The organism is Micromonospora rubida (genome assembly GCF_009908295.1).
Lineage (GTDB): Bacteria > Actinomycetota > Actinomycetes > Mycobacteriales > Micromonosporaceae > Micromonospora > Micromonospora rubida.
Genome location: NZ_JAAALO010000004.1, coordinates 421585 through 435154 on the forward strand (window position 1 = coordinate 421585; position 13570 = coordinate 435154).

Here is a 13570-nt window from a genome sequence, read left to right on the forward strand (position 1 = left end):
GCCTCCCTAGGGGTTGAGGGTGAAGGGTCGGAAGGTGCGCGGCCCGTAGAGCCGTTCCAGCACCTCGTCCAGTTCGCCGAGCAGGCGCCAGGCGTCGTCGGGCCGGGTGCGCAGGGCCGGGCGGCGGCAGCCGTCGGCGAAGGCCCGCAGCTCGCGTGGGGCCCGGTCGCCCATCAGCCAGGCCATGCATCCGGCGGCCATCGCCAGGTCGGTGCCCGGCCCGCAGGGCCGCCTCGCGGCGACCTCGGGCGGGTACCAGTCCTCGTGTCCGGGCACCAGAGCCGGGACCGCGCCCTCGCCGACCACCGAGAAGCACCAGTCGACGAGCACCACGCCGTGCCCGTCCGGCTCGATCAGCACGTGCCGGGGGAGCACTGCGCCGTGCACCACCCCGGCCCGGTGGGCCAGGCCGAGGGCGACCAGCAGCCGCCGCCACATCCAGGCCGCGTCGCGGGCGTCCAGCCCGTCCGGGTACGCCCGGCGCACCTCGTCCAGGCTGTGCAGGCCGGGCGCGGTGGCCAGCACGCTGATCTGCCGCTGCGCGCCGGTCGCCGCGTCCCGGTGCCGGAAGGCGTCGACCAACCGGGGCACGTACGGCAGGTAGCGCGGGTCGCCCCGCTCCTCGACGGTGCGCAGGGCGTGCGCCTCGCGGGCCATCAGGTCGTTGTCGGTGGGGTTGCGGGGCAGCTTGAGCAGCCGGTCCTCGCCGACGTCGTACAGGTCGGCCAGGTCGCCGGTGTGGGCGAGCGGGCCGAGCCGGTACGCCCCGAGGACGAACACCTGGCTGGCCCGCCAGCGGGTGGTGACCCGCACGAACGCGTCGGTGGCCTCGGCGCGTACCGCCTCGTCGAGCGCGCCCAGCCGATCGGGGTGCAGGGCCGCGACCAGCTCGCGGTACCGGTGTGCCGGCGCGGCGGCGCCGAACAGGTCGGCGTCGGTGCGGGCCGCCGCGACCAGCCGGATGGCCTCGTCGGTCCTCATCGCACCGTCTCCTCCCGGGCCGGGCGCAGCAGCGCCGGGTGCAGCAGCCGGGCGTCGCCGGCGCGGTAGAGCTTGGCGCGTGGGCCGCCGCGGCTGCCGCCGCGCTCGGTGCTGGCGCCGGTGCTCTCCACGAAGCCCGGCACGGAGAGCACCTTGCGGTGGAAGTTGCCCGGGTGCAGCGGGTGCCCCCAGACCGTCTCGTAGACGGCGCGCAGCTCGGTGACGGTGAACTCGGCGTCCAGGAAGCGGGTGGCCAGCGGGGTGTACTCCAGCTTGGACCGCGCCCGCTCCAGCCCGTCCTCGATGACCCGGGCGTGGTCGAAGGCGAGCTGCCGGCTGGCCAGCGCGCTGACCGGCAGCCAGAGCGCCTCCTCGGCGTCGCTGCCGGCGGCCGGGTCGGGCAGGTCGGGGGCGAACGCGAGGTGGGCCACCGAGACGACCCGCATCCGGGGGTCGCGGTCGGGGGCGCCGTAGCTGCCGAGCTGCTCCAGGTGGATCCGGCGCAGCCGCTCCCCGCCGAGCCCGGTCTCCTCGGCCAGCTCGCGGCGGGCCCCGGCGATCAGGTCCTCGTCGGGGTGGACGAAGCCGCCGGGCAGCGCCGAGTGGCCCTCGAACGGTGGCGCGCCCCGGCGGACGAGCAGCAGGTGCAGCGCGCCCTCGCGAATGGTCAGCGCGACCACGTCCACGGTCACGGCGACGGCCGGGTGGTCCCGCGGGTCGTAGGCGGCAAGGAACTCCTGCTCGTTCACGTCTTCTCTCTCACTCTGAGAACAACTCAATGTGAGAACAACCTAGCCCACGGAAGAGTGAACGGCAAGCCCCCGGGTCGGCAGGGGTGAGCGGTCAGCGGACGGCGCCCGCCAGGTGTGGGCGGCCGGTGCGCGCGTCGTGCAGCGCGAACGCCCAGGCCGCGCCGTCGGCGGTGGCGCTGAGGGCCACCGTGGACGGCAGCGGCACCGGCAGCTTGAACGCCACGTCGACCGTGTACGCGTCCGGCAGCCGGCTCTCCAGGGCGGCCAGGCAGCGCGCCTTGCTCCACATGCCGTGCGCGATCGGGCGCGGGAAGCCGAACAGCCGAGCCCCGAGCCGGGAGGTGTGGATCGGGTTGTGGTCGCCGGAGACCCGGGCGTAGTCGGTGCCCACCCGGGGCGTCACCCGCCAGTGCGCGGTGGCGGCCGGCGCCGGGGGCCGCTCGCCCCGCTCGCGCCGCTCGCCGCCGCCGGCCGTGCGTTCCCTGCCGAGGTACGTCGAGACGCCCCGCCACACCTCCTCCCCGCCGACCGACCCGACGAGCACCACGTCGACCTGCCGGCCCCGGTCGTGCGGGCGCAGATCCTCGGCGTACGCCCGGAAGTCCAGCGTCTCGCCGGCCCCGACGGGCCGGTGCACGGTGATCCGGTTGGCCACGTGCACCAGGCCGACCAGCGGCATCGGGAACTCTGGCGCGGTCATCAGCCGCAGCGCCAGCGGGAAGCCCATGACGTGCGGGTACGTCGCCGGCAGCCGGTCGGTCAGCCGGAACCCGCAGACCCGGTCGTAGTCGGCCAGGTGCGCCCGGTCGACGGCGACCCCGGCGACGGTCAGCTCGACCCCGGGCAGCACGTCGCCGCGCCGGCGGCCGATCCCGGGCAGGGCCCCGAGCAGGGCGCGGCGGTACAGCGGGCCGGCCTGCGGCAACCGGGGCAACTCCACGAGCGTCCTGGTCATCACGCCCCCAGCAGGCTCTGGCCGCAGACCCGGACGATGTTGCCGCTGACCGCGCCGCTGGCCGGCCAGGACAGCCAGCCGATCGTCTCGGCCACGTCCACCGGCAGGCCGCCCTGGGACATGCTGTTCATCCGGCGGCCCGCCTCCCGGATCACCAGCGGGACGCGGGCGGTCAACCGGGTCTCGATGAAGCCGGGCGCGACCGCGTTGACGCTGATCCCGCGCTCGCGCAGCACCGGGGCGAGCGACTGCACCAGGCCGATCACCCCGGCCTTGGAGGTGGCGTAGTTGGTCTGGCCCCGGTTGCCGGCGATCCCGGCGATCGAGGAGACCGAGACGAGCCGCCCGCCGGCCGGGATCAGCCCGCGCTCCAGCAGCACGTCGTTGATCCGCTCCTGGCTGGAGAGGTTCACGTCGAGCACCTGGTCCCACCGGTCGGCGTCCATCCGGCCCAGGGTCTTGTCCCGGGTGATGCCGGCGTTGTGCACCACCACGTCGACGTGTCCGTGCCGGCCGGCCAGGTGGTCGGCGAGCCGGGTCGGTGCGTCCGGGGCGGTCAGGTCGAGCTGCACGGCGGTGGCGCCGATCTCGTTGGCCACGGCGGCCAGCTCGTCCCCGGCCGCCGGGACGTCCAGCGCGACCACCTTCGCCCCGTCGCGGGCCAGCACCCGGGCCAGCGCCGCGCCGATGCCCCGGGCCGCCCCGGTGACCAGGACGACCTGGCCGTCCAACGGCCGGTCCCAGTCGGCCGGCGGCTCGGCCTGGCCCGCGCCGACGCGGATCACCTGCCCGGAGACGTACGCGGACCGGCCGGAGAGCAGGAACCGCAGGGTGGCCTCCAGGCCGGTGGTCGTGCCCGCGTCCCCGGCCGGGGTGACGTGGACTAGCTGGGCGGTCACGCCCCGCCCGAACTCCTTGCCGATGCTGCGGGTCAGCCCTTCGAGGGCCCGCTGGGCGGTCGCCTCACGCGGCGAGCCGCACTCCTCGGGCGGGGTGCCGAGGACGATCACCCGCCCGCTGGGCAGCACCGATCGGGCCTGCGGATGGAAGAAGTCGTAGAGCTGGCGCAGGCCGGTGGAGTCGGTGATGCCGGTGGCGTCGTACACCAGGGCGGCGTGCCGCCGCTCCGGGCCGGGCGCGGCGGCCGGGTCGGCCAGCTCGACCCCGGCGGTGGTCATGATCGTGCCGACCTGCTCGGCGAGCCGGCCGCCGGTGGCCGCGCCGAGCAGCACCGGCCCGGGGACCAGCGGATCGCCGGGGGTGTGCCGGCGCAGTCGTGGCGGGTCGGGCAGCCCGAGGCGCTTGACCAGCGCGCGGCCGGCCCCCGATCGGACGAAACTCGCGTACCTGTCGGTCATAGGCGTAGCCTACTGGCCAGTAGGTTGTGGGCAAGCCCTGAATTGGAGGTGGGATCGTGCAGAGCATCCGGCGGGTCGCGGTCATCGGCGGCAACCGCATCCCCTTCGCCCGGTCCAACTCCCGGTACGCCAGCGCGTCCAACACGGACCTGCTCGGCGCGGCACTGGACGGCCTGGTGGCCCGGTTCGGGCTGGCCGGGCAGCAGGTCGGCGAGGTCGTCGCGGGGGCGGTGCTGAAGCACTCGAAGGACTTCAACCTCACCCGTGAGGTGGTGCTCGGTTCCCGCCTCGACCCGCGCACCCCGGCGTACGACATCCAGCAGGCCTGCGGCACCGGCCTGGAGGCGGCGATCCTGGTCGCCAACAAGATCGCCCTCGGGCAGCTCGACGTCGGCATCGCCGGCGGAGTGGACACCACCTCCGACGCGCCGCTCGCCGTCAACGAGGAGATGCGCCGCACCCTGCTCCGGCTCAACAGCGCCCGGACCCTCGGCGAGCGGCTGAGGATAGCCGCGAAGCTGCGCCCGGCGCAGCCGTTCCGGCCGGAGATCCCGCGCAACGCCGAGCCACGCACCGGGCTGTCGATGGGCGAGCACGCCGCCCGCACCGCACTGCGCTGGGACGTCGACCGGCAGGCCCAGGACGAGCTGGCGCTGCGCTCCCACCAGCGGCTCGCCGCCGCGTACGAGCGGGGGTTCTTCGACGACCTGATGACGCCGTACCTCGGGCTGACCCGGGACCAGAACCTGCGGCCGGACACCAGCCTGGAGAAGCTCGGCTCGCTGAAGCCGGCCTTCGGGCACAGGGGCCCGGACGCCGACCGGGCCACCATGACCGCCGGCAACTCCTCGCCGCTCACCGACGGCGCGTCGACGGTGCTGCTCGCGTCCGAGGAGTGGGCGCGCGAGCACAGCCTCCCGGTGCTCGCCTGGTTCAGCTGGTCCGAGACGGCCGCCGTGGACTTCGTGCACGGCGACGAGGGGCTGCTGATGGCCCCCGCGTACGCCGTGCCCCGGATGCTGGCCCGGGCCGGGCTGACGTTGCAGGACTTCGACCACTACGAGATCCACGAGGCGTTCGCCTCCCAGGTGCTGGCCACCCTGGCCGCCTGGGAGTCGCCGGAGTTCTGCAAGGACCGGCTGGGCCTGGACGCCCCGCTCGGCGCGATCGACCGGGACCGGCTCAACGTCAACGGCTCGTCGCTGGCCGCCGGGCATCCGTTCGCCGCCACCGGCGGGCGGATCGTGGCCACCCTGGCGAAGCTGCTCGCCGAGAAGGGCAGTGGGCGGGGGCTGATCTCGATCTGCGCGGCCGGCGGCCAGGGCGTGACGGCGATCCTGGAGCGCTGACGGCCGGGTGTTTGCACCTGTCGTACCGCGAAGGGCGGACGCGGGATCGCCCCGGACGCCTCTTGACGGTGACCGCGTTTCGATGGTGGCAGGGGAGGCGGGCCGTAGCCCGTCTCCCCTGCGTCAGCTACCCGAGCTTGATGATGCCCGGAAGGGCATCCTCGGCCAGCTTCGTGTCGGTGAAGTAGTCGTAGCAGTTGCCGCTGGTGTTGGTGGATCCCCCGCTCAGGATGCCCCTGGCGGTGACCGATCCGTTGCTCTTGATGTTGTAGATGGGCGCTCCGGAGTCGCCGCCGCGGGTGCATTTGCCGTTGCGGTAGCCCTCCATGGCGTTGCGGAGGGTCGAACCATCGCTATAGCGCACGGTCACGTAGGTCGCCTGCACACGGAAGCCGCACATCTCACCGGTGACCTGGCCGCTGACACAGTAGGTGTCCCCGACGTACGAGCGCCTCGTCATGCGGGAGGTGACCGCCCGTGAGGTGCTGGACGTCGTCGAGCCCTTGTAGACGCGGCCGGCCGAGTACTTGGTCAGCTTGATCGTCGACGCGTCACCGGAGTAGTAGGACTTGCCGTTGACCTTCACGGAGCCGGTGGTGTTGTTCCAGTTGTCGGCCGAGACGGTGCCGAGAGTCGCGCTCGGGGCGTACGCCTTGGCGTTGAGCGAGGTGCAGTGGCCGGCGGTCAGCATGTAGTTGACGCCCTCGTGGGTCCAGCCGAAGGCAGTGGAGCATCCGCTGGCCGCAGCGGTGTAGAAGTAGGCACCGCCGTAGTACGGCGACGTGTCGTCCTGCCGCCCGACCTTGGCCGACGGGGCCGTCAACCCCGGTACCAGGTGCAGAGCGACACGGTCGGCGCCGTAACGGGCGGCGAGTGCCTGACGCATCTCCTCCGTCACCGTCTCGGCCTTGACGACCACCCGGTTGTTCACCGCGTCGATGCCGGCTGTCCGGAGGTTGGCGACGCCGACCAACTGACTGTCGGCGAGCGTGAGCACCTCGTCCTGCACGGCGGTCAACTCACTCATCGAGTAGGACACCCGCTCGACGGCAGCCTCGATCATCACCTCGGCCTTGGCCGGGGTGATGATCCCACCCGGCGACTCGACCGGCACGGAGTCCTTGTCGACCTCTGTGCTCGGGGTGTTCGGGTCGTCGGTGATCGTTTCGGCGGGGGCCGGCGAGACGGTGATGCTGGCAGCGGCGGCCGCAATGGTCTCCGCCGATGCCGTCAGCGACACCGGAATCCTGAGCTCGTTGTTTTCCACGTACGGCATGGAGTATTCGGTCGGGCTTTCATACGCCCGCTCGACCGCGACGTCCAGGGCCTCGGCGTAGCCGGGCAGAAGAGGCGCGTCGGCGGCTGGTTCGGCGGTCAGCACCGCCACCGCGGACTGGGTCGCGGGACGAGCAGAGGTGACTGCGGCAGTCGCTGGCGGGGAGATCCAGATTACGCCGCTGCCAGCGGCGAGTGCCGCGGTCAAGCATCGTCCTACAGATTTGATCATGCGAGGAGCATGATCGTCTAGGAGATCATGGGCAATCGATTTATCGATCGGACAGCCGAGCCTCCCGGCACGGCTCGTGGCGCTCCCGGTCGACCGCACCCGCGAGGCCGGGGCAGCGGTGCAGGTGGCGTCGCCTGGTTGTCGATGGTGGATTGCTCGTCGCAACCCCGAGGACACCTGACTAGTCTGAGATCCGTCTCGCTGCTGTCCAGTCGGAGGTTCACCCCGATGCCTGCCCGCCCGACGCCTCTGCCCGACCCGAAGATCCACCACGCGCCGTCGTCCTCGGTCCCGTCCGAGCCGAGGTTGCCTCTCGGTGGCATCGGTCGGGGCGGCCAGGTCGTCATCGGCCTGCTGTTGCTCGCGCCGGCCGCTGTCGCCCTGCTCTGGTCCTATGTGCTCCCATCGGTCCGCACATTGACTGAGAGCTTCCAACGGGGCAGCCGGCCGGGCGGGACGCCCGAGCCCGCCGGCGGCGACAACTACGCACAGGTGTTCGAGCGCGGATTCGTCGGTGACCTGGGCTTCGCGCTGTTGCTCGCGCTGGTGCCGCTGTTGCTCGCACTTCTCGTCGCGCCGCTGCTCGCCCTCGCGGCACAGCGCGCCGGTCGGGTGCCCCGCCTGGTCACCCGGGCGCTGCTGGCCCTGCCGCTGGCCACCTACGCCCCACTCGCGGTGGGAGTTGCCTCGAATGTGGACCGGGTCGAGGCCGATGCCGGTGGCTGGGCGCAGGCGACCACGCTGACCGCCGTACGCGCCGTGGCGCTGCTGACCGCCGGGCTGGTGGTCGCGGTCGGCGCCACGTTCTTCCTCGCCGCGCTGCGCCGCCCCGGGGGTGGTGTCGCCGACGGCGGTCAACCCGGGGGCGGCCGGCCCTCCGGTGGTCGTTCCTGGCCGACGATGCTGGTCGTCGGTGGTGTGTTGGGGCTCGCGGTCGTGGCGGTGACCGTGCAGTCCTGGTCCCTTCAGTGGCCGGTGCTCGTCGGACCCAGGGAACACTCCGGCCCGCTGGTGCGGCTGGTCCGGGCCAGCCTGGTGCAGTTCGACTTCGGCGTCGGCGCCGCCGGCAGCGTGTTGCTGCTGGCGCTGCTGGCCGTGCTCGGCGTCCTCGCCGTCGTCCTGCTCCTGGTCACCCGGACGGAGATCGCCTTCACCGGGTGGCGGGACCGCGCGGCGAAAGCCGGGCCCGGCACGACGAACTCGACCGCGCGCGTCCTGTTGGTGGCGGGGCTGCTGGTGTTCCTCGGGGTGCTCGGCTACGTGCTGGCGCCATGGCTGCGGTCCCTCACCTCGGGCGCCCCGGAGCTGCCCGGCAATCTCTCCACCGGCCAGATCCAGGCCAACACCTGGCTCCCGCCGCTGGTCTCCACGGTGGTCGGGGTGGGGCTCGCCGCCCTGGCCGGTTTCGCCATCGGTGGTCTGCGCCCGCTCGGCCGTGCCAGCGAGCTGCTGCTGCTGCCGTTCGCGCCCTGGTTCTTCGTGGGCGACGGCCCGCTGGCCATCGCCCACTTTCTCCGCGCCCGGGAGGCTGGCCAGCTCGACACCTTCGTCGGGGCGATCCCGCCGGGCTGGCTCTGCATCCCCGCGCTGGTGGCGTTCACCCTCTTCTTCCGGGGCCAACGGGAACGCTGGGCGGCCGGCGGCCGGTTCGGCGCAACCATGCTGTTGCCCACCCTTCCCCTGCTGGCGGCCGTCGGGCTGATCGACTGGCTGGTCCGCGCGCAGAGCTGGCTCTGGCCGCAACTGATGATCCTGGACGTCGAGCGCGCGCCGGCGAGCAACCTGCTCGTCATGCGGCTCGCTCAGGGCTTCGGCGCCGACGGGTCGACGCAGGGGCTGGTGGCCCAGGTGCTGCCGCTGCCGATGCTGGCGCTCTTCCTGGTCGTGTTTGTGGCGTTGCAGGTGGGCTATCTGGACCGGCTCGTCGTACGGGCGGGGTCGGCAGGATTGCCGCCGTCGTCACCTTTGTCTGACAAAACGTCCGAAACCGCATAAATAGCTCCGAACCTCTCGACGATGGACGCACCCGTCGTCCACGAGGAGGTTCGTAGTGAATTTCACGCAATGGCTGATCGCCGCGCTCTCCGGCACGGCGCTGGTCCTGGTACCCGGTGCGGCGTACCAGGTCACCGCCCCCGGCTCGGTGGCCCAGGCCGCCAAATTCTCCGGTGACGGCCGGTCGCAGCCCGAGGGTTGTCCACAGGACCGACGGGACAAGGGTGAGTGTGCAAATCTTCTCCGACGATGGGCACCTGCTCAGCGTCGAGCAGATGATCGGCATCGCGCTCGACCGGGCCATCGCCCTTCCCGGCCGGTAGCGGAACGATCGGGCTGCCGGCGGGTTCTCCCCGCCGGCAGCCTCCGGCCGTCCGGCCCGGGTCGACATCGGGAGGGCCCAGGTGGGAGGCATGAAAGACTGAGGTACGTGACGACGATCCCGAACGTGCTCGCCAACCGATACGCCTCGCCCGATTTGGTCGCCCTCTGGTCACCGGAGGAGAAGATCCGGATGGAGCGGCGGTTGTGGCTAGCCGTCCTCCGCGCCCAGCGTGATCTCGGCGTGGCCGTCCCCGACGGGGTCGTCGAGGCGTACGAGCGGGTGCTCGACGACGTCGACCTGGCCTCGATCGCCGAGCGCGAGCGGGTCACCCGGCACGACGTGAAGGCCCGGATCGAGGAGTTCAGCGCGCTCGCCGGGCACGAGCACGTGCACAAGGGGATGACCTCCCGGGACCTCACCGAGAACGTCGAGCAGCTCCAGGTGCGCGCCTCGCTGGAGCTGGTCCGGGACCGGGTCGTCGCCACGCTCGCCCGGCTCGCCCGGCTCGCCCACGAGCACTCCGGGCTGGTGCTGACCGGCCGCTCGCACAACGTCGCCGCGCAGGCCACCACGCTGGGCAAGCGCTTCGCGTCGGCCGCCGAGGAGCTGCTGATCGCGTACGAGCGGCTGGAAGACCTGATCAACTGGTACCCCCTGCGTGGGATCAAGGGCCCGGTCGGCACCTCCGCCGACCAGCTCGACCTGTTCGACGGTGACGCCGCGAAGGTCGCCGAGCTGGAGCGCCGGGTCGCCGAGCACCTCGGCTTCTCCCGGGTGCTGGACAGCGTCGGTCAGGTGTACCCGCGCTCGATCGACATGGCGGTGCTGGCCGCACTGGCCCAGGTGGCCGCCGCGCCGTCGTCGCTGGCCACCACGATCCGGCTGATGGTCGGCCAGGAGCTGGCCACCGAGGGCTTCAAGCCGGGCCAGGTGGGCTCCAGCGCGATGCCGCACAAGATGAACACCCGGTCCAGCGAGCGGGTGAACGGCTTCGCGGTGATCATCCGGGGGTACCTGTCGATGGTCGGCGAGCTGGCCGGCGACCAGTGGAACGAGGGGGACGTCTCCTGCTCGGTGGTCCGCCGGGTCGCCCTGCCGGACGCGTTCTTCGCCGCCGACGGGCTGTTCCAGACGTTCCTCACCGTGCTCGACGAGTTCGGGGCGTACCCGGCGGTGATCAACCGGGAGCTGGAGCGCTTCCTGCCCTTCCTGGCCAGCACGAAGATCCTGGTCGGGGCGGTCCGGCGGGGCGTCGGCCGGGAGGCCGCGCACGAGGCGATCAAGGAGCACGCGGTCGCCGTGGCGCTGGCCATGCGCGAGCGGGGCACCACCGAGAACGACCTCTTCGACCGCCTGGCCGGTGACGAGCGACTCGGCCTGTCCCGCGCCGACATCGACGATCTGGTCGCCGACCGGACCGCCTTCGTCGGCGCCGCCGAGGCCCAGGTCAACGCGGTCACCACCCGCATCGCCAAGATCGTCACCGCCCACCCCGCCGCCGCCACCTACTCCCCACCCCCCATCCTCTAACCCCACCCCCACCCCACCCCCCTTCGCCCCGGTGATCAAGAGGTTTGCGTCAGAGTTGATCTCCAGATTGACGTAAACCTCTTGATCACCGGGGTGGGCCCGGGCGGGGCGGGCCCGGGCGGGGTGGGCCCGGGCGGGGCGGGCCCGGGCGGGGTGGGCCCGGGTGGGGTGGGTTAGGAGTTGCGGGTGGGGGTTTCGGCGGCGGAGCTGAGGTTGGGGGCGCTGGCCGGTTCGGCGATGCCGCCGGGGGAGCCGGTGATCGCCGGGTCGTTGGCCGTCTCGGCCGCGATCATGGGCTGGTCCGGGGGCATGATGTCCGGGGTCTTGGGGGCCACGATCACCGCCGTGCCGTACGCGCAGATCTCCATCCACATCTCGCCGCAGTCCCGGCTGTCGAAGCGCATGCCGATCACGGCGTTCGCGCCGAGGCGGCGGGCCTCCTCGCCGAGGCGGGCCACCGAGTCCGTCCGCCAGCGGGTCAGGTTGTCCGGCGCCATCGGGTCGTACGCGCCGCCGCGGAGGTTCTTCACCCCCTCGCGGTACGGGTTGCGCGTCCTGGCCATCGAGGACACCACCTCGCCGAGGATCTGGCGGATCTCGTAGCCGGGCAGTTGATCCGTCGTCACGACCAGCACGGTTCGATGCTGTCGCACCGGCCGGGGGCCGGTTCGTCGGCCGTGGTCAGCTGACCGGATGCTGCAAAACGAGGCGGCGCGGACGGCCGGCGTTCCGCCGACCATCCGCGCCGCCCTCGGTGTCAACCACCCGACATGCCCCAGACGGGGTGCCGGGAGGGGTGACCGTCAGACACCGGCCACCGAGGTGATCCAGGCCCTGTTGTACGCGACACTGCCGTAGTTCTGGATGCTCGACCCGTCGGCGGTGGAGGCCACGCCGACCTGGAGCCCGTTGTAGAACTCCGGGCCGCCCGAGTCGCCCCGCCACGCGTTGCCGTTGATCCGGGTGCTCCGGATCGCCTGCCCGCCGTACGCGTCGGTCACGCTGGTGCTGGTCACCCGGACGCTGGCGGTCTTGAGCTGGCTGGAGGCGGAGCAGCCGCTGTAGCAGGTCATGCCCCAGCCGTAGATCGTGTTGGTGGAGCCGACGGGCGGGTTGGCGCTGGCCAGCGTGACGGTGGACGTGCTGACCGTGCTGGACAGCTGCAGCAGGGCCAGGTCGGAGCGGGTGTACGAGGCGCTCACGGTGCGGGTGGTGCCGCCCGAGGCGTAGTAGACGCTGCCGACCCGCACGGACATGGTGCCGCTGACGCAGTGCCGGGCGGTGAGCACCCACTGCGCGGCGATGACGCTGCCGGAACAGGTGAACGAGCCGTTGCTGAACACGGCGGCCGCCCACGGGGCGGAGGAGACGGTGCCGCCGCCGATGATCGGCTGGGGGCCGGCCGGGGCGGCGACTGCGCCACCGGCGGCACCCAGGACGCCGACCAGGGCGGTGCCGACCACGGCGAGCAGGGAACGGATACGCATCGGGACGTACTCCTTGCCTCTCGGACCCGGGATCGCCGGGTCGGTCGCGCCGGTGGGGTCACGGGTCACCCCGCCGACTCTGCATTGAGTCTTGTCGATGGATAGTAGGGGTCGGCGCATCTTGCGGCAAGGTTGCGATCGAGGTCAACCGATGTAACAATTTGGCTCTCCCTGGCGTGGCGAACGGCCTGCTCCGGGACGTTTCACGCAGGACCGGACACCGGGCGGCCCAGAGCTCCGCCGGTTATGTTGATCACTGCCTGAACTGCCCCCGGCCGGTGCGGCTGAGGCGGTATCTGCCAGGTAGGCTGGCTGCGCTCGCCCGTTGTGGGTCGGCACCCAACTGCGTACACAGTCAGGAGTGCCCAGTGCCTCGCGTCGTCGTCGACGTCATGCTCAAGCCCGAGATCCTCGATCCTCAGGGCCAGGCCGTCGCAAACGCGCTGCCCCGGCTCGGCGTCAGCGACGTCGCCTCTGTCCGGATCGGCAGGCGGATCGAGATCGAGTTCACCGGTGAACCGGACCTGGACCGGGCCCGGGAGATTGCCGACAAGCTGCTCGCCAACCCGGTCATCGAGGACTTCAGCGTCCGCGTGGTCGAGACCGACGAGACCGTGGGCGCACGCCCGTGACCGCCCGGGTCGGTGTGGTGACGTTCCCCGGCTCGCTCGACGACGGGGACGCCGCCCGGGCCGTCCGGATCGCCGGTGCCGAGCCGGTCCGGCTCTGGCACGGCGAGGCGGACCTGCGCGGGGTGGACGCCGTCGTCCTCCCCGGCGGCTTCTCCTACGGCGACTACCTGCGCTGCGGTGCCATCGCCCGGTTCGCCCCGGTGATGGAGACCCTGGTGGACGCCGCCCGGGGCGGCCTTCCCGTGCTCGGCATCTGCAACGGCTTCCAGATCCTCTGCGAGGCTCACCTGCTGCCCGGCGCGCTCACCCGCAACCAGCACCTGCACTTCCGTAACCGGGATCAGGTCCTGCGGATCGAGGCCGCCGGCACGGCGTGGACGAACACGTTCCAGCCGGGCCAGGAGGTGCTCATCCCGGTCAAGAACGGCGAGGGCTGCTACGTCGCAGACGCCGCGACGCTCGACCAGCTCGAGGCCGAGGGCCGGGTCGTCGCCCGCTACGTTCGCGGCAACCCCAACGGGTCGCAGCGCGACATCGCCGCGATCACCAACCCGGCCGGCAACGTGGTCGGCATCATGCCGCACCCCGAGCACGCGGTGGAGGCGCTCACCGGCCCCTCCCTGGACGGCCTCGGCTTCTTCACCTCGGTGCTCAAGCACCTGGTGGGGGCCCCGGCGTGACAGTGCGCGGCACCATCGG

Annotated in this window: 12 protein-coding genes; 5 read left to right on the top strand and 7 right to left on the bottom strand. The window is 72.4% G+C overall.

The features are described from left to right. Window positions 1–6: 6 nt before the first annotated feature. From GVV04_RS16305 to GVV04_RS16320, 4 genes are all read right to left on the bottom strand, one after another. Complete coding sequence (locus GVV04_RS16305) at window positions 7–981, bottom strand: protein kinase family protein (RefSeq protein WP_161688880.1); 975 nt, start codon at window positions 979–981, stop codon at window positions 7–9. Further along, a complete protein-coding gene (locus GVV04_RS16310; protein WP_161688881.1) occupies window positions 978–1730 on the bottom strand; it encodes an NUDIX hydrolase in 753 nt (250 codons plus the stop codon). Before GVV04_RS16310 ends, GVV04_RS16305 begins: the two co-directional genes overlap by 4 nt. Before the next feature lie 94 nt (window positions 1731–1824). Next, window positions 1825–2688: a MaoC/PaaZ C-terminal domain-containing protein gene (locus GVV04_RS16315; protein ID WP_161688882.1), complete on the bottom strand. Its 864-nt coding sequence runs from the start codon at window positions 2686–2688 to the stop codon at window positions 1825–1827. After that, window positions 2688–4046, bottom strand: coding sequence for a 3-oxoacyl-ACP reductase (locus GVV04_RS16320; RefSeq protein WP_161688883.1), 1359 nt, complete (start codon window positions 4044–4046; stop codon window positions 2688–2690). The genes GVV04_RS16315 and GVV04_RS16320 overlap by 1 nt, the downstream gene beginning before the upstream one ends. Before the next feature lie 56 nt (window positions 4047–4102). Between GVV04_RS16320 and GVV04_RS16325 the strand changes: the two genes are divergently transcribed. Then, a complete protein-coding gene (locus GVV04_RS16325) occupies window positions 4103–5395 on the top strand; it encodes an acetyl-CoA C-acetyltransferase (RefSeq protein ID WP_161688884.1) in 1293 nt (430 codons plus the stop codon). A gap of 127 nt (window positions 5396–5522) precedes the next feature. On the opposite strand, the gene GVV04_RS16330 is transcribed toward GVV04_RS16325, so the two are convergent. Beyond that, window positions 5523–6782: a S1 family peptidase gene (locus tag GVV04_RS16330; RefSeq protein WP_161688885.1), complete on the bottom strand. Its 1260-nt coding sequence runs from the start codon at window positions 6780–6782 to the stop codon at window positions 5523–5525. Window positions 6783–7130: 348 nt separating this feature from the next. On the opposite strand from GVV04_RS16330, the gene GVV04_RS16335 reads away from it, so the two are divergent. Together GVV04_RS16335 and purB are read left to right on the top strand one after the other, a co-directional pair. Next, window positions 7131–8897 (top strand): sugar ABC transporter permease, encoded by a 1767-nt coding sequence (locus GVV04_RS16335; protein WP_161688886.1) that lies wholly within the window; start codon window positions 7131–7133, stop codon window positions 8895–8897. A 430-nt stretch (window positions 8898–9327) separates the two neighbouring features. Then, entirely contained in the window at window positions 9328–10752 is a 1425-nt protein-coding gene (gene purB / locus GVV04_RS16340; protein WP_161688887.1) for an adenylosuccinate lyase, read from the top strand. 173 nt (window positions 10753–10925) lie between these two features. Here the strand turns inward: purB and GVV04_RS16345 are convergent, their stop codons facing one another. Together GVV04_RS16345 and GVV04_RS16350 are read right to left on the bottom strand one after the other, a co-directional pair. Next, window positions 10926–11492 (bottom strand): YbjQ family protein, encoded by a 567-nt coding sequence (locus GVV04_RS16345; protein WP_161688888.1) that lies wholly within the window; start codon window positions 11490–11492, stop codon window positions 10926–10928. Between the two features lie 63 nt (window positions 11493–11555). Then, complete coding sequence (locus GVV04_RS16350; RefSeq protein WP_161688889.1) at window positions 11556–12239, bottom strand: S1 family peptidase; 684 nt, start codon at window positions 12237–12239, stop codon at window positions 11556–11558. A gap of 368 nt (window positions 12240–12607) precedes the next feature. On the opposite strand from GVV04_RS16350, the gene purS reads away from it, so the two are divergent. Both purS and purQ read left to right on the top strand, forming a co-directional pair. Continuing rightward, a complete protein-coding gene (gene purS, locus GVV04_RS16355; RefSeq protein WP_161688890.1) occupies window positions 12608–12871 on the top strand; it encodes a phosphoribosylformylglycinamidine synthase subunit PurS in 264 nt (87 codons plus the stop codon). Beyond that, entirely contained in the window at window positions 12868–13551 is a 684-nt protein-coding gene (purQ, locus tag GVV04_RS16360; RefSeq protein ID WP_161688891.1) for a phosphoribosylformylglycinamidine synthase subunit PurQ, read from the top strand. Before purS ends, purQ begins: the two co-directional genes overlap by 4 nt. Window positions 13552–13570: the final 19 nt, after the last annotated feature.

Bases quoted from the DNA above. Each gene is read 5' to 3' on its own strand.
- GVV04_RS16350 (WP_161688889.1), bottom strand. From the start codon at position 12,239: ATGCGTATCCGTTCCCTGCTCGCCGTGGTCGGCACCGCCCTGGTCGGC.
- GVV04_RS16320 (WP_161688883.1), bottom strand. From the start codon at position 4,046: ATGACCGACAGGTACGCGAGTTTCGTCCGATCGGGGGCCGGCCGCGCG.
- GVV04_RS16335 (WP_161688886.1), top strand. From the start codon at position 7,131: ATGCCTGCCCGCCCGACGCCTCTGCCCGACCCGAAGATCCACCACGCG.
- GVV04_RS16345 (WP_161688888.1), bottom strand. From the start codon at position 11,492: ATGGTCGGCGGAACGCCGGCCGTCCGCGCCGCCTCGTTTTGCAGCATC.
- GVV04_RS16315 (WP_161688882.1), bottom strand. From the start codon at position 2,688: ATGACCAGGACGCTCGTGGAGTTGCCCCGGTTGCCGCAGGCCGGCCCG.
- GVV04_RS16305 (WP_161688880.1), bottom strand. From the start codon at position 981: ATGAGGACCGACGAGGCCATCCGGCTGGTCGCGGCGGCCCGCACCGAC.